The sequence below is a fragment of the Collimonas arenae genome, assembly GCF_001584165.1.
GTDB classification, from domain to species: domain Bacteria; phylum Pseudomonadota; class Gammaproteobacteria; order Burkholderiales; family Burkholderiaceae_D; genus Collimonas; species Collimonas arenae.
The window spans coordinates 707,382-722,498 of record NZ_CP013233.1; the positions used below are offsets into that span (position 1 = coordinate 707,382).

Annotated in this window: 12 protein-coding genes and 2 pseudogenes; 6 read left to right on the top strand and 8 right to left on the bottom strand. The window is 58.0% G+C overall.

Going from position 1 to position 15,117, the window contains the following annotated elements:
- Positions 1 to 47: 47 nt before the first annotated feature.
- Together gudD and CAter10_RS03370 are read right to left on the bottom strand one after the other, a co-directional pair.
- The gene (gudD, locus tag CAter10_RS03365) at positions 48 to 1,403 is read right to left on the bottom strand and encodes a glucarate dehydratase (protein ID WP_061532279.1); all 1,356 of its coding nucleotides are present in this window, start codon (positions 1,401 to 1,403) and stop codon (positions 48 to 50) included.
- A gap of 198 nt (positions 1,404 to 1,601) precedes the next feature.
- Positions 1,602 to 2,684, bottom strand: coding sequence for a LacI family DNA-binding transcriptional regulator (locus tag CAter10_RS03370; protein ID WP_061532280.1), 1,083 nt, complete (start codon positions 2,682 to 2,684; stop codon positions 1,602 to 1,604).
- Between the two features lie 169 nt (positions 2,685 to 2,853).
- Here CAter10_RS03370 and CAter10_RS03375 point away from each other — a divergent pair, with 169 nt between their 5' ends.
- The 4 genes and pseudogenes from CAter10_RS03375 (at position 2,854) to CAter10_RS03390 (ending at position 8,042) form a co-directional block, all read left to right on the top strand.
- Positions 2,854 to 3,648: a DeoR/GlpR family DNA-binding transcription regulator gene (locus tag CAter10_RS03375; protein ID WP_061532281.1), complete on the top strand. Its 795-nt coding sequence runs from the start codon at positions 2,854 to 2,856 to the stop codon at positions 3,646 to 3,648.
- A 416-nt stretch (positions 3,649 to 4,064) separates the two neighbouring features.
- Positions 4,065 to 5,608 (top strand): annotated as a pseudogene (gene glpD, locus CAter10_RS03380) (glycerol-3-phosphate dehydrogenase).
- 120 nt (positions 5,609 to 5,728) lie between these two features.
- On the top strand, positions 5,729 to 7,225 hold the full coding sequence (glpK, locus tag CAter10_RS03385) for a glycerol kinase GlpK (protein ID WP_061532282.1): 1,497 nt from the start codon (positions 5,729 to 5,731) through the stop codon (positions 7,223 to 7,225).
- A gap of 103 nt (positions 7,226 to 7,328) precedes the next feature.
- A complete protein-coding gene (locus CAter10_RS03390; RefSeq protein ID WP_061532283.1) occupies positions 7,329 to 8,042 on the top strand; it encodes an MIP/aquaporin family protein in 714 nt (237 codons plus the stop codon).
- Positions 8,043 to 8,127: 85 nt separating this feature from the next.
- Here the strand turns inward: CAter10_RS03390 and CAter10_RS03395 are convergent, their stop codons facing one another.
- The 3 genes from CAter10_RS03395 to CAter10_RS03405 all read right to left on the bottom strand — a co-directional run bounded on the left by CAter10_RS03395 (position 8,128) and on the right by CAter10_RS03405 (position 10,876).
- On the bottom strand, positions 8,128 to 8,625 hold the full coding sequence (locus CAter10_RS03395; protein ID WP_061532284.1) for a glutathione peroxidase: 498 nt from the start codon (positions 8,623 to 8,625) through the stop codon (positions 8,128 to 8,130).
- Entirely contained in the window at positions 8,622 to 9,758 is a 1,137-nt protein-coding gene (locus tag CAter10_RS03400; protein WP_061532285.1) for a PilT/PilU family type 4a pilus ATPase, read from the bottom strand. The genes CAter10_RS03395 and CAter10_RS03400 overlap by 4 nt, the downstream gene beginning before the upstream one ends.
- 74 nt (positions 9,759 to 9,832) lie before the next feature.
- The gene (locus tag CAter10_RS03405; RefSeq protein WP_061532286.1) at positions 9,833 to 10,876 is read right to left on the bottom strand and encodes a type IV pilus twitching motility protein PilT; all 1,044 of its coding nucleotides are present in this window, start codon (positions 10,874 to 10,876) and stop codon (positions 9,833 to 9,835) included.
- 179 nt (positions 10,877 to 11,055) lie between these two features.
- Between CAter10_RS03405 and CAter10_RS03410 the strand changes: the two genes are divergently transcribed.
- The gene (locus CAter10_RS03410; RefSeq protein WP_061532287.1) at positions 11,056 to 11,799 is read left to right on the top strand and encodes a YggS family pyridoxal phosphate-dependent enzyme; all 744 of its coding nucleotides are present in this window, start codon (positions 11,056 to 11,058) and stop codon (positions 11,797 to 11,799) included.
- Positions 11,800 to 11,812: 13 nt separating this feature from the next.
- Positions 11,813 to 12,637 carry a pyrroline-5-carboxylate reductase gene (gene proC, locus CAter10_RS03415; RefSeq protein WP_061532288.1) on the top strand — a complete coding sequence of 275 codons (825 nt, stop codon included), beginning with the start codon at positions 11,813 to 11,815 and terminating at the stop codon, positions 12,635 to 12,637.
- Positions 12,638 to 12,775: 138 nt separating this feature from the next.
- Here proC and CAter10_RS03420 read toward each other — a convergent pair whose 3' ends face one another.
- The 3 genes and pseudogenes from CAter10_RS03420 to CAter10_RS03430 all read right to left on the bottom strand — a co-directional run bounded on the left by CAter10_RS03420 (position 12,776) and on the right by CAter10_RS03430 (position 15,103).
- Positions 12,776 to 13,096, bottom strand: coding sequence for an ElaB/YgaM/YqjD family protein (locus tag CAter10_RS03420; RefSeq protein ID WP_061532289.1), 321 nt, complete (start codon positions 13,094 to 13,096; stop codon positions 12,776 to 12,778).
- Positions 13,097 to 13,167: 71 nt separating this feature from the next.
- Positions 13,168 to 14,022 (bottom strand): 4-hydroxybenzoate octaprenyltransferase, encoded by an 855-nt coding sequence (ubiA, locus tag CAter10_RS03425; protein ID WP_061532290.1) that lies wholly within the window; start codon positions 14,020 to 14,022, stop codon positions 13,168 to 13,170.
- A gap of 134 nt (positions 14,023 to 14,156) precedes the next feature.
- Positions 14,157 to 15,103: pseudogene (locus CAter10_RS03430) on the bottom strand (LysR substrate-binding domain-containing protein).
- Positions 15,104 to 15,117 lie beyond the last annotated feature (14 nt).

Here is a 15,117-nt window from a genome sequence, read left to right on the forward strand (position 1 = left end):
CTATATGATGCTGGCTTCTTGAAAACTTGGTCGCCGCGCGCGCTGTTCTAGCGCAGCAGGCAAGGCTTCTTGTTGTCGAATTTCCAGCCTGGGATCAGGTATTGCATAGCAATGGCATCGTCACGCGCACCCAGTCCCATATTGCGATACAGCTGATGCGCGGCCTCCAGTTCTGCCAGGTCGAGTTCGATGCCGAGACCGGGTGCTTTGGGCACCTCAACCATGCCGCCGACGATCTGCAGCGGTTCCTTGGTCAGGCGCTGGCCGTCCTGCCAGATCCAATGGGTATCGATGGCGGTGATGCTGCCGGGCGCAGCCGCAGCCACGTGCGTAAACATCGCCAGCGAGATATCGAAATGATTGTTGGAATGTGAGCCCCAGGTCAGGCCCCATTCATGGCACATCTGCGCCACTCGGACCGAACCTTGCATGGTCCAGAAATGCGGGTCGGCCAGCGGGATGTCGACCGATTGCAGCTGGATTGCGTGGCCCATTTCGCGCCAATCGGTGGCGATCATGTTGGTCGCGGTTTGCAGGCCGGTCGCGCGACGGAACTCGGCCATGACTTCGCGTCCGGAAAAACCGTTCTCGGCGCCGCAGGGGTCTTCTGCATAGGCCAGCACGTAATGCTGGTCGCGGCACAGGCGGATCGCGTCCTTGAGCAGCCAGCCGCCATTTGGATCGAGTGTGATGCGCGCTTGCGGAAAGCGTTCCGCCAATGCGGTCACAGCTTCCATTTCATCTTCGCCGCGCAGCACGCCGCCCTTGAGCTTGAAATCGTTGAAGCCGTAACGTTGATAGGCTGCTTCCGCCAGCGCGACTACCGCTTGCGCGTCGAGCGCCGGTTGGTGGCGCAGGCGCAGCCAGTCGTCTTCGGCATCAAGTTCGTTGGCGTAAGGCAGGTCGGTGGCGCTGCGGTCGCCGATGTAGAACAGGTAGCCGAGCATTTTCACCGCCTCGCGCTGCTGGCCTTCGCCTAGCAAGGCGGCCACTGGCACGCCGAGGAATTTTCCCAGCAGGTCGAGCAGGGCGGCTTCCAGCGCCGTCACAGCGTGGATGGCGATGCGCAGGTCAAAGGTTTGCAGCCCGCGGCCGCCGGCATCGCGGTCGCTGAAAGCGGTGCGGGCGCTGTTCAGGATGGCCTGGTAGTTGCCGATGGCTTTGCCCAGCAGCAGCGGGCGCGCATCTTCCAGCGTTTGCCGGATGCGTTCGCCGCCCGGCACTTCGCCGACGCCAGTATTGCCGGCGCTGTCGGTAAGGATCACGATGTTGCGGGTGAAGTAGGGGCCGTGTGCACCGCTCAGGTTGAGCAACATGCTGTCGCGTCCGGCGACCGGCACCACGCGCATGTCGACGATGAGGGGAGTGCTCGATAGCGGAAATTGCGTGCTCGATGATGTCATGTAAGGTTGCCTGTGGCTAAGTGGATATCGAATCGGGTGCTGCTGCCGGTACTCGCCTCGGGTTGCCGTAGAGCGGTTGCGCCTGGCGTGCCTGGCATGGTTCTAGTTGCTTTATTTTCACAAAATGGGACCGCTACCAAAACAAATGGTAGCGGTCCCATTTTTAGGTGTCAATGCTTATTTTTGTAAAAGGAATGTTTAAACGCTAGCGCGCTCTATGATGGTGAAGCCGATATCGCAGACTGGTTCGGCGATGCTTTTTCCTTCGGACCGTGCGATGATGAAGCGGGCTGCAGTGCTGCCGATAATGGTGCCGTCGATGCGCACGGTTGTGAGCGGTGGATGCAGGTCGCGCGAAAAAGCCAGGTCGCCCAAGCCGATCACCGCCAGCTGTTTTGGAATGGAAATGCCGCTGGCTTGGGCTTCAATCATGACGCCAAGCGCCAGCATGTCGGAGCTGCAAAACACGGCGTCGATATCCGGTGCACGCGCCAGCAATCCTTGCAATGCGCTACGGCCATGGCCAAGCGTGGTTGGTGCGGCCACTTCGCAGGATGGGATATCGTTGGCTTGTGCCGGCGCCATGCCGAGCCGCACCGCTTCCTTTGAAAAGGCACTGACGCGGCGGCGGCTACGATCGTCGCTAGCGCCGATGGCAGCGACCCGGCGGCGACCTGCGGCGTGCAGATACTGGGCCACTGCAATGCCGATCTTTTCATGGGAGAAACCGACCAGCATGTCGACCGGCGTCGGCGTCAGATCCCAGGTTTCGACCACGGGAATGCCGCTCGCCAGCAAGCGCCGTCGGGCTTGCGCGGATCGGTTGATCCCGGTCAGCACGATGCCGTCGGGCCGACGGCCGATGATGGCGTCGAGCAAGGCGTCCTCGCGTGAATTTTCGTAGCCGCTCTGACCCAGCATGACCTGGTAGCCGGCGGCAGCCAAGGTATCTGTCAGCGATTCCACGGTCTCCAGAAACATCGGCCCAGACAGGGTAGGTACAACCGCTGCCACGAGGCGGCTTTTCTGCGACGCCAGCGCGCCGGCCAGCAGGTTTGGCACGTAGCCTGTTTGCTGCACGGCAGCCTGGACTTTCTGCAGCACCTTGGCGGAAACTGCATCGGGCGTGTTCAATGCGCGCGAAGCGGTGATCGGCGCCACACCAGCCAGCTTGGCGACGTCGCGCAAGGTAAAACCGCCGGTTTTGCGGCCGCCCTTGCGGCGCGCGGTGACATCGGCGACGACTGCATCCAGTAATGTTTCTTTTGTTTCTTTTTCCATGGTGAAATTCTAACATCAATAAAAATGATACCGTTACCATCCTGTGGTTCGTGATGCAAATTTGTCGCATTGCGCGAGGCCAGTCCGCTACAATCCAGCCTGAATTCCCCCATGCTGAGGAATTCGAATCATAATAAAAAACTTTAAAAATACCCACGGGACAGGTTTCATGCCAGAGATATCAACGCAACAGCTTAATGCGCGCCAACAGGAATTATTGAGTTATGTGCAGCGCGACGGCTTCGTCACGGTTGAGCATCTGGCTACGCGTTTCCAGATGACGCAGCAGACGATTCGGCGCGATATCAACTTGCTGGCAGAAATGAACCTGCTACAACGTTATCACGGCGGCGTTGGCTTGCCATCCAGCGCCGAGAATATCGCGTACGGTGCGCGCCAAGGCTTGTATTCGGAAGAGAAGCGTCGCATCGCTGCGCTGGTGGTCGAGCATATTCCAGACCAGGCAACGCTTTTCATCAATCTCGGCACTACCAACGAAGAAGTTGCCAAGGCCCTGAGTCGTCGCCGCAACTTGCGCGTCATCACCAACAACCTCAACGTGGCCGCCATCATGAGCGGCTATCCGGGCTGTGAAGTGATCATCACCGGTGGCGTAGTGCGCGCGCGCGACCTCGGCATCACCGGCGAGGAAACCATCGATTTCATCCGTCGTTTCAAGGTCGATTTCGGCATCATCGGCATTTCCAGCATCGAGGCAGATGGCACTTTGCGTGATTTTGATTATCGTGAAGTGCGCGTGTCGGAGGCAATCATCGAACATTCGCGCACGGTATTCCTGGTCGCCGATCATTCGAAATTCTGGCGGCCGGCGCTGGTGCGGCTGGGCGACATTTCGAAGATCAATGCGCTGTTTACCGACCGGCCCGTGCCGGAAGAAATGAGTGGAATTTTCGAAGAGGCGAAGATCGATGTGTTTGTTGCGGATGGCAATAAACCAGTTTGATGTCCGGAATTTCCTTCCTTCATTGAAGTAAATAAGCGGCAACAGGCGCTATCGCGCTGCGTCTATCAGACACTGAGCCAAGTCGGCAGTGTTGTTTTTACCCATATGGCCCATCGCGGCCAACGACTCCTTCCCCGCACTGACTACATGATCTCGGCACGCATTGGCCTGATTCCGGCCGCTGCTTTCCACGGCCGATTGCGCACGAGGGCAGTATAGAAATCGTCTATACATATTTAAGATTATTCCTATCAGTCAGTTGCTTCTAATAAATATAAATGATTATCAATGTTCGAATTCGAACAATATACTTTCGAATATAAATATTTTATGATGTCTGGTGACATTGCGAACATGCTTTTTTGCCAATTGGCAGCGGCGCGTTTGCCCGATGAGCGAGTTACCGACACAAGGAGATGGCTGTGGCATCAGGTGAAATTGTTGATTTATTGGTGGTAGGCGGCGGCATCAATGGCGCCGGAATTGCGCGCGATGCAGCTGGGCGCGGCCTGAGCGTGTTGCTTTGCGAACAGGATGACCTGGCTTCGCACACGTCGTCGGCCAGCACCAAACTGATCCACGGCGGCTTGCGCTACCTGGAACACTACGAATTCAGCCTGGTCCGCAAGGCGCTGCAGGAACGTGAACGCTTGCTGCGCCTGGCGCCGCATATCATCGTGCCGCTGCGTTTCGTGATGCCGCACGTATCGAGCCTGCGGCCGGCCTGGATGATCCGCGCCGGCATGTTCTTGTACGACAATCTGGCCAAGCGTGAGTTGTTGCCAGGTTCACGCTCCATCGATTTCCGCAAGCATGTGGCCGGCAAACCATTGAAGAAAACTTTGATCAAGGGCTTTGTCTATTCCGACGCGGCGGTGCAGGATGCACGCCTGGTGGTGCTCAATGCGATGGATGCCAAGGAGCGCGGCGCCACGATTCTTACCAAGACACGCTTGATCGAAGCCAAGCAAGGCGAGCAATATTGGGACGCCACCTTGCAATCGACCCAGAGCGGCGAGATCACCGAAGTCAAGGCGCGTTGCGTAGTCAACGCCGCCGGTCCCTGGGTCGCCAGCTTGCTGAGCGGCGCTTTGCATACGTCGGCTCAGCATCACATTCGCTTGGTCAAGGGCAGTCACATCGTCACCAAGCGCTTGTTCGACCACGACCATGCCTACATTTTCCAGAATCCCGACAAGCGCATCGTCTTCGCAATTCCATATGAAACCGATTTCACCCTGATCGGCACCACCGATGTCGAATACAGCGGTGATCCGAGCAAGGTCACGATTTCGGAAGAGGAAACCGCTTACCTGTGCGAATCGGTCAGCCGCTATTTCGAAGTCCCGGTAACGCCGGCGCAGGTGGTCTGGTCGTATGCCGGCGTGCGCCCGCTGCTGGAAGAAGAAATCGCCAACCCGTCCGCCGTCACACGCGATTACCGCCTGGAGTTGAAAGCCGAGCAGGCTTGGCGCCGGTGCTGTCGGTCTTCGGCGGCAAGATCACCACTTACCGCCGTCTGGCGGAAGAGGCGATGGAACATCTGCAGCCGTTGTTCGGCTACATGAAAGCGCACTGGACCGCAGACGAGGCGCTGCCTGGTGGCGATATGCCGAACGCCGATCTCGCAGAGTTCCATCGCATTTTCCAGCAACGACACGCTTGGTTGCCGGTCGCACTGGCTGCGCGCTATGCACGCACTTACGGCACTCGCAGCGCGCGCCTGCTGGACGGCATTCACGATGTTGCCGGCCTGGGCCAATTGTTTGGCGCCGATTTGTACGAAGCCGAAGTGCGCTACCTGATGCGCAACGAATGGGCGCTGACTGCAGACGATATCCTGTGGCGCCGTTCCAAGTTGGGGCTGCGTCTTGACGCGTCGGAAGTGGCGCGCCTGACAGCGTGGCTGGAGTCGCAGCAAGCGCAAGCGGCGCCGCAGCCGGCCACCATGCTCGCCTGAAATTCTGCTCCGGTGCAAATGCTTGCACCGGAAGAAAAAAGAGACTGATCCGGAATTGCTACGGATCAAAGTCGACAACCGGTCCGCGCAAGCGGATTCACAAACCTTGGAGTAGACAAGTTGAAAGATAAATACATTTTAGCCCTGGATCAAGGGACTACCAGCTCGCGCGCCATTCTGTTCGATCGCCAGGGCAATATCGTGTCTTCAGCGCAAAAGGAATTCCGCCAGATCTATCCACAGCCGGGCTGGGTCGAGCATGATCCGCAGGAAATCTGGTCGACTCAGGCAGGCGTTGCCGCCGAAGCGATGACCAAGGTTGGTTTGAACGGCACGGCGGTTGCGGCTATCGGCATCACCAACCAACGTGAAACCACCATCGTCTGGGACCGCGAAACCGGCAAGGCAATCTACAACGCCATCGTTTGGCAAGACCGCCGCACTGCTGCATTCTGCGACGAACTGAAGAAGCGTGGCCTGGCCGAAACCATCCGTCAAAAGACCGGCTTGCTGGTGGACTCCTATTTTTCCGCCACCAAGATCCGCTGGATACTGGAAAACGTCGAAGGCGCGCGCCAGCTGGCTAACCAAGGACGCCTGGCGTTCGGTACTGTCGACACCTGGCTGGTGTGGAACATGACACGCGGCCAACGTTATGTGACCGATGTCTCGAATGCATCGCGCACCATGCTGTTCAATATCCACACGATGCAATGGGATGACGAACTGCTCGATATCATGGGCGTCCCGCGCAGCATGTTACCGGAGGTGCACTCGTCGAGCGAGGTTTACGGCCATACCGAAATTTCCGGCTTTGGTTCGGAAATTCCAATTGCCGGCATCGCCGGCGACCAGCAGGCGGCATTGTTCGGTCAGATGTGCACGCAGCCGGGCATGGTCAAGAATACCTACGGCACAGGTTGCTTCATGATGATGAACACCGGCGCCAAGCCGATCATCTCGAAGAACAATCTGCTGACGACTGTCGCCTGGAAGATTGGCGACCAGGTCAGTTATGCGCTGGAAGGCAGTATTTTCATCGGCGGCGCGGTGGTGCAATGGCTGCGCGACGGCCTCGGCATCATCAAATCTTCTACCGAAGTCGAGGCGTTGGCGCGCAGTGTCAATAGCACCGACGGCGTGTATCTGGTGCCAGCGTTTGCCGGCCTTGGCGCACCGCACTGGAATCCGCATGCGCGCGGCACCGTCTTTGGCGTCACCCGCGGCACGACAGCGGCGCATTACGCGCGCGCCGCGCTCGACAGCATCGCCTACCAGACCATGGATGTATTGAAGGCGATGGAAGCCGATGCCGGCATCGTGATTCCGGAACTGCGCGTCGATGGCGGCGCCACCGCGAACAATCTGCTGATGCAATTCCAGTCGGACATTCTCGGGGTCGACGTGGTGCGTCCAAAAATCACGGAAACCACAGCCCTCGGCGCAGCCTACCTGGCCGGCCTGGCCGTCGGATACTGGAGCAGCACCGACGATGTGCAAGGACAGTGGCAACTCGACCAGCGCTTCAAGCCAGCACTGCCGGCTGAAGAAGTGCAGGCCAACATCAAGGGCTGGCAGCGGGCGATCGCCGCCGCCACGGTGTGGGCAAACGCCTGATTCGACTTGAACTGACCTGAATTGGCATGGAGCCAATACATGGGAAGCGGATCGACATCTGCTTCCCGGGTCTTCCTATATCCTATTTCCGAAAGAGTTTGTCATGACTCCCTATTTGGCTGAATTCGTGGGCACCGCCCTGATTGTTCTGCTTGGCAACGGCGTGGTTGCCAATGTTCTCTTGAGTAAAACCCACGGCAATGGCAGTGGCTTGATCGTGATCACCGTAGGTTGGGCGATGGCGGTATTTGTCGGCGTGTTCGTCGCGGCGTCGTCCAGCGGCGCGCACCTCAACCCGGCGGTCACCTTGGCGCTGGCAGTAGCTGGCAAGTTTGCCTGGGGCAGCGTACCGGCCTACATCGTGTCGCAGATGCTGGGCGGCATGGCGGGCGCATTCCTGGTGTGGTTGGTGTATCGCAATCACTTTGCAGAAACCAGCGATGGCAATCTGAAACTGGCCGCGTTCTGTACTGCGCCGGCGATCCGCAACAAATTCGGCAACATCGTGTCAGAAGTGGTGGGTACCTTCGTGTTGGTTTATTGTGTGCTGAACATCGCATCGCCGAAGATGGGACTGGGAGCGCTGGATGCATTGCCGGTGGCATTGCTGGTGATGAGCATCGGTGTTTCGCTGGGCGGGACAACAGGCTATGCGATCAATCCGGCGCGTGATCTTGGCCCTCGCCTGATGCATGCGTTGCTGCCGATTCCTGGCAAGCGCGACAGCGACTGGGGTTACGCATTGGTGCCGGTAGTGGGTTCGATTTGCGGCGGCGTGCTGGCAGCGCTGGTGTACGGCCTGCAGATGGCGCATTGATTACGCTCTTAGCCAGCAATAACTGAAGTAGCGGACCGTCTAGTGTGCTATCGCAGCCGCCAGTCGGTCCGTTTTGTTTTTTACTTTATTTCGCCAGCAATTTCTCAATATCCGCAGTCAGCGATTCTGGCTTGGTTTGCGGTGCAAAACGGTCCACCACGCTGCCATCCTTGGCCACCAGGAATTTGGTGAAATTCCATTTGATGCCTTCGCTGCCGAGCAAGCCCGGTGCTGCATTCTTCAGAAACTGGTAGAGCGGGGCGGCGTGATCGCCATTGACATCGATTTTCTCGAACAGCGGAAAAGTGACGCCGTAGTTCTTTTCGCAAAAAGCCCCGATTTCATCGGCAGTCCCCGGCTCCTGAGCACCAAATTGGTTGCACGGGAAACCAAGCACTTCTAGACCTTGTGCGTGATACTTCTGATAAATCTCTTCCAGCCCTTTGTACTGCGGCGTGAAGCCACAATTGCTGGCGGTGTTGACGATCAGCAGCACCTTGCCGCGAAACGCTGCCAGCGGTCCCGGCGTGCCATCCAGTTGATTGACGGTGAAGTCATAAATGCTGCCAGTATTGGTACTCATACAATCCCCAGATGTTCAGTGCCGGCGGCAAGGTCGCGATCCTTGGCTTCTTTGCCGCGCAGCTTGATGGACAGGCGCAAATCGTTGATCGAATCGGCGTTGCGCAACGCGTCTTCGTAAGTGATTTTATCGTCTTCGTACAAATCGAACAGCGCCTGGTCGAAAGTCTGCATGCCGAGTTCGCGCGACTTCTTCATGATTTCCTTGATTTCATGGACGTCGCCCTTGAAGATCAGGTCGGAAATCAGCGGCGAATTGAGCAAGATCTCGACCGCGGCGCAGCGGCCCTTGACGGTTTTCAACGGAATCAGCCGCTGCGAGACGATCCCTTTCAGGTTCAGCGACAAGTCCATCAGCAATTGCGGCCGACGCTCTTCCGGGAAGAAGTTGATGATACGGTCAAGCGCCTGGTTGGCGCTGTTGGCATGCAGAGTAGCCAGGCACAGGTGACCTGTTTCGGCGAAGGCGATGGCGTAGTCCATGGTTTCGCGATCGCGGATTTCGCCGATCAGGATCACGTCCGGCGCCTGGCGCAGGGTATTTTTCAAGGCCACGCTCCAGCTTTCCGTATCGACGCCGACTTCGCGCTGGGTAACGATGCAGTTCTTGTGCGGGTGGATATATTCGACCGGGTCCTCGATAGTGATGATGTGGCCGTAACTGTTTTCGTTACGGTAGCCAACCATAGCCGCCAGCGTAGTCGATTTGCCAGAGCCTGTGGCGCCGACCATGATCACCAGGCCGCGCTTGGTCATGGCGACATCTTTCAACGTCGGCGGCAAGCCCAGGTCTTCAAATTTCGGGATGTCGGTGGTGATGACCCGCAGCACCATGCCGACCCGGCCCTGCTGGATGAATGCCGAAGCGCGGAAACGGCCCAGTCCGTTGGGGCTGATCGCAAAATTGCACTCTTTGGTTTCTTCAAAGTCGGCAGCTTGCTTGTCACTCATGATGGCGCGCGCCAGCTCCAGCGTATGCACTGCGGTCAGTGCCTGGTTGGACACCGGCGTGATCTTGCCGTCGATCTTGAAGGCCGGCGGGAAGTCGGCGGTGATGAACAGATCGGAGCCGCGCTTGCTGACCATCAGGCGCAGCAAGTCGTGCATGAATTTGGTCGCTTGATCTCTTTCCATGACTATCCTATTTCGATGTATGTAAACGCAATTGCGGACAGGAGCAACGATTGCCTCTTCCGCAGTTGATTATGTTATCCAGGGAAGTTATCCGGCGATTTGGCCGCAGCGCGCGCGGCGGCCATTGAAATGACATTGCGTTTGACCAGTTCGGTCAGGTTGCTGTCGAGCGTCTGCATTCCCATGTTGCTGCCGGTCTGAATCGCCGAATACATCTGGGCGATCTTGCTTTCGCGGATCAGGTTACGGATCGCCGGCGTGCCCAGCATGATTTCATGGGCAGCGACACGGCCCGAACCATCCTTGGTCTTGAGCAGACTTTGTGAAATCACTGCCTGGAGTGATTCGGACAACATCGCCCGCACCATTTCCTTTTCTTCTGCCGGGAACACGTCGACGATACGATCGATGGTCTTGGCGGCCGAGGAAGTGTGCAGCGTGCCGAACACCAGATGGCCGGTTTCGGCGGCGGTCAGCGCCAGACGAATGGTTTCCAGATCGCGCAATTCGCCGACCAGAATCACGTCCGGATCTTCGCGCAATGCGGAGCGCAGCGCATTATTGAATGAGTGCGTGTGCGGCCCGACTTCACGCTGGTTGATCAGGCATTTGTTGGATTGGTGGACGAATTCGATCGGATCTTCGATGGTCAGGATGTGCGCGTATTCGTTTTCGTTGACGTGATTGACCATCGCCGCCAGCGTGGTCGATTTGCCGGAGCCAGTTGGACCGGTAACCAACACCAGGCCGCGCGGCTTCAGTGACAGTTCGGCAAAAATGCGCGGCGCGTTGAGTTGTTCCAGCGTCAGCACGGTCGACGGAATGGTCCGCAGCACGGCAGCGGCGCCGCGGTCCTGGTTGAATGCGTTGACACGGAAGCGCGCCAGTCCGGGGATCTCGAACGAAAAATCGACTTCCAGGTGTTCTTCGTAGGCCTTGCGCTGGCCGTCGTTCATGATGTCATAGATCATCGCATGCACTTCTTGATGCTCAAGCGCCGGCAGGTTGATGCGGCGTACATCTCCATGAACCCGGATCATCGGCGGCAAGCCTGCGGATAAATGCAAATCGGATGCCTTATTCTTTACCGAAAAAGCCAGAAGTTCGGAAATGTCCATTTATAATCCTCGTGCTGTGTTTTGTTTGTTGAGCGATATTCCTGGATGCCCGTTGCTGGATGGAGCGCGCGCTCATGAAGATGTCGCCGGCGGCAAAATCTGGATAAGGCAGCGATAAATCAAGCTCGGTAGCATGTTCCAGAAATTTCCTTGCGGTAATCTTTCCGAAGTCCCCGATTATGTCCTTAATTTCGCAGAAGTTGCAAGCCGTCCACACGAGTATTCAGGCTGCAGCCGGTGCGGTGTCGCGCCGACCTGACAGTGTTGCATTGCTGGCGGTATCCAAGACTTTTGGCGCCGATGCAGTCATGCAGGCGATTGCCGCCGGCCAGCGCGCCTTCGGCGAAAACTATTTGCAGGAAGCCATCGACAAAATGGCCGCGGTGAAGGTCGCGCTGACTGGTACTCAGTATTCAGGCGTATTGCTGGAATGGCATTTTATCGGCCCGATCCAAAGCAACAAGACCAAGCCGATCGCCGAACATTTCGACTGGGTGCATACGGTCGACCGTGAAAAGATCGCGCAACGGCTGTCCGCACAACGCCCTCCACACCTGCCGCCGCTCAACGTCTGCCTGCAAGTCAATATCAGCGGCGAGGCCAGTAAAAGCGGCCTAGCGCCGTCGGCGGTGCTGGACGCGGCACGCGCGATCATCGGTTTGCCGCAGCTGACCTTGCGCGGCCTGATGACCATTCCGGAGCCAACCGAGGATGAGCAGAAACAGCGTGCAGCGTTTCGTCAGACCAGGGAACTGCTGCAGCAATTGCAGTCCGAGCTGCCGCTGCATGCGGCGCAACTGGATACGCTGTCGATGGGGATGTCCGCCGATATGGCGGCGGCGATCGCAGAGGGAGCCACCATTGTCCGGGTCGGCAGCGCCATTTTCGGCCATCGGGCCAAGCCGGAATCACAGATAGAATAATCAGGGGAAAATTATGAACATTCAGCTCAATATCAGTTTCATCGGTGGTGGCAACATGGCTGCGGCCTTGATCGGCGGCCTGGCCGGAAAAGTCACCGATGGCGCCAATCTGCACGTGGTCGATCTGAATCCGGACGCGCTGCACAACCTGGCGCAGCGCTTTGGCGTCAGCACTTCAACCGAGATCGATGCTGCAATCGGACGCAGTGAAGTGATCGTGCTGGCGGTCAAGCCCCAGCAGATGAAGGAAGTGGTGGCCAAATTACGGCCGCATGTAACGACCCAACTGGTGCTGTCGATCGCCGCCGGTATACGTGCGGTCGACCTGGCGCGTTGGCTGGGCGGCCACGACGCCATCGTGCGTTGTATGCCGAATACGCCGGCGCTGATCGGCCAGGGCATTACAGGCATGGTGGCCACCGCAGGCGTATCGGCGCAGCAACGCGAAACTGCCGATGTCATCCTGCGTGCGGTAGGCAGTACCGTGTGGCTCGACGATGAGAGCAAGATCGATGCAGTGACGGCGGTATCCGGCAGCGGCCCTGCCTACGTGTTCTATTTCATTGAAGCCATGCAGCAGGCGGCGCAAGAACTGGGTTTGACGGCGCAGCAGGGCATCGAGCTGGCCAAGGCCACCTTCGTTGGCGCAGCGCAGCTGGCAGCGCAGTCGTCGGAGCCGGTTTCCCTGTTGCGCGAGCGCGTGACCTCGAAAGGCGGCACTACCTATGCGGCACTGAGCAGCATGGAAACCAGCGGCGTGAAGGCATCCATCGTCAGCGCCATCAAGGCCGCAGCGGACCGTGGGCGGGAGCTGGGCGACGAGTTCGGGCGCGATTAGCCGCAAGCCCTTGCAAAAATCCAGATAGTGTCTGGCTGAAAATAAAAACAGCGGCAATCGCATCGCGACAGCCGCTGTTTTTTTGAAGAGCATCAGGGCTCGGCGATCAAGCCTGAGCCGATATTTCTGTTGCGGGCTTTATTTGCTACGGCCGATCACCAAGCCTGCCAGCAAGCCGATGGCGGCCGCCACGCCGACTGCTTTCCATGGATTGTCGCCGACATAGTCATCGGTCACATGCGCAGCGTGCTTGGTATGTGCGACAGCTTTCTTGGTGGCTTTCGGCAGTTCAGTCTTGGCGGTATCCAGCGCAGCTCTCAGCTTGGCGCGCGCCGAATTGTATTTTTTTTCCGCATGGTCATGTGTATCGTCGAGCAAGGTTTCCGCTTCCTTGATGACCGATTTCAGTTCGCCAGCCAAATTGTCGCGCATCTCTTTTACGTTGTCGGTAGTGGTCATGTTTGCCTCTTCAAAGTAGTTTGCCGGGGTTAAGATGTTGCCTAATGTACCATGAAAATCGTATTAATTTGTTATCGTAGCGCGTAGTCCAGAGCAATCCCGCCGAAGATTGCGGCGCCAAGCCAGTTATTGTGGCGAAAGGCGGCAAAGCAACCGACCCGGTCGCGGGCGCGGATCAATGTGTAGTGATACAGGGCACAGCCAAGCGCTAGAAGCATGCCGGCGCCGAACCAGCCGCGCAGGCCGAACTGCCAGCCTACAGCAAATACTAATCCCAAACTGAATAGATAACAAAGCATGACCGCCAGCACATCATAGCGGCCGAAGGTAATTGCCGAGGTCTGGATACCGATCTTCAGGTCGTCGTCGCGATCAACCATTGCATACTCGGTATCGTAGGCGATGGCCCAGAACACATTGGCAATCAACAGCAGCCACGCTGCCGGTGGCACCGTTCCCTGTACCGCAGCAAAGCCCATCGGAATACCAAAGCCGAAGGCGATCCCCAGGTAAGCTTGCGGAATGGCGAAGAAGCGTTTGAAGTAAGGATAGCTGCCGGCGACGATCACCGCAACCACCGACAACTGTTTGGTCAACGCATTCAGCGGCAGGATCAGCAGGAATGACAACAGTGTCAGCACCAGCGCCACAACCACGGCTTCCCAGGCGGCGATCTTGCCGCTGGTCAGCGGCCGTTCGGCGGTGCGTTTGACATGTTTGTCGAAATCGCGGTCGGCAAAGTCGTTGATTGCACAGCCGGCTGAACGCATCAGCGCCGTGCCGATGCAGAAAATTGCGACCAATGTCCAGGCCGGTTTGCCGTTTGAAGCCAGCCATAGCGCGGCCAGCGTCGGCCATAGCAGCAGCAGGATGCCAATCGGCTTGTCCATGCGGATCAGACGGAAATAGAGTTTAAGGCGGTTCATGCTGTTTGGAAGATGAGAAAAAGGGCGACGGTAAATGCTTCAGGACCGGGCCTGGGCATGGATGCGTTCTGGCTTTGATGGAAAGACGGCAGGCGTTGCCGCCTGCCGTCAGCTTGACGTTGCGTTACTGGATTCTAGCCTTCGACAGCTTTCGCGTCATGCAGCAAGGTGACGCCTTTCAGGCCACATGCCAGCACCGCCTTTTGCACCGCTTCGATGGCGGCGTGGCGGGTAAAACTCTTGCGCCAGACGATGACGACGCGGCGCGACGGACCAGGTGCAGTGAACGGCACATAACGCAGCATGCCGTCCTTGGCATCCAGGTCGGGCACAGAAGCTTGCGGCAGTACGGTAATGCCGATACCCGATGCCACCATATGCCGGATGGTCTCCAGCGACGACCCTCGAAAGTGCGGGCGATACCGTCGCCGGCGGTCGAGTAGCGCGACATTTCGGGGCAAACTTCCAGCACCTGATCGCGGAAGCAATGGCCATTACCGAGCAACAGCATGGTTTCCGATTTGAGATCCTCGGCGCTGATGCTTTCACGATTGGCCCAGGCATGGTGCTTGGGCAGCGCCACCACGAACGGTTCGTCGTACAACGGCTGCACCATCAGTCCATGCTCGGGAAACGGCAGGGCGATGATGGCGGCATCCAGTTCGCCTTGACGCAACAACTCCAGCAGGCGCACGGTGAAATTTTCCTGCAGCACCAGCGGCATTTGCGGGACCTGCTCGATCATGGTTTTCACCAGCGGCGGCAGCAGGTAAGGGCCGACCGTGTAGATGATGCCCAGCCGCAGCGGTCCGGCCAGCGGATCCTTGTTCTGATTGGCGATTTCGCGGATGGTAGCGGTCTGCTCCAGCACGCGTTCGGCTTGCGCCACGATCTGCGCGCCGAGCGGCGTCACAGAGATTTCCGTGCCGCCTCTTTCGAAGATCACGACGCCCAGTTCATCTTCCAGCTTCTTGATCGCTACCGACAGCGTCGGCTGCGCCACGAAACAGGCTTCGGCCGCGTGGCCGAAATGCTTGACGCGGGCTACCGCGACGATATATTTGAGTTCGGTTAGAGTCATGTCGTTATCTTCTC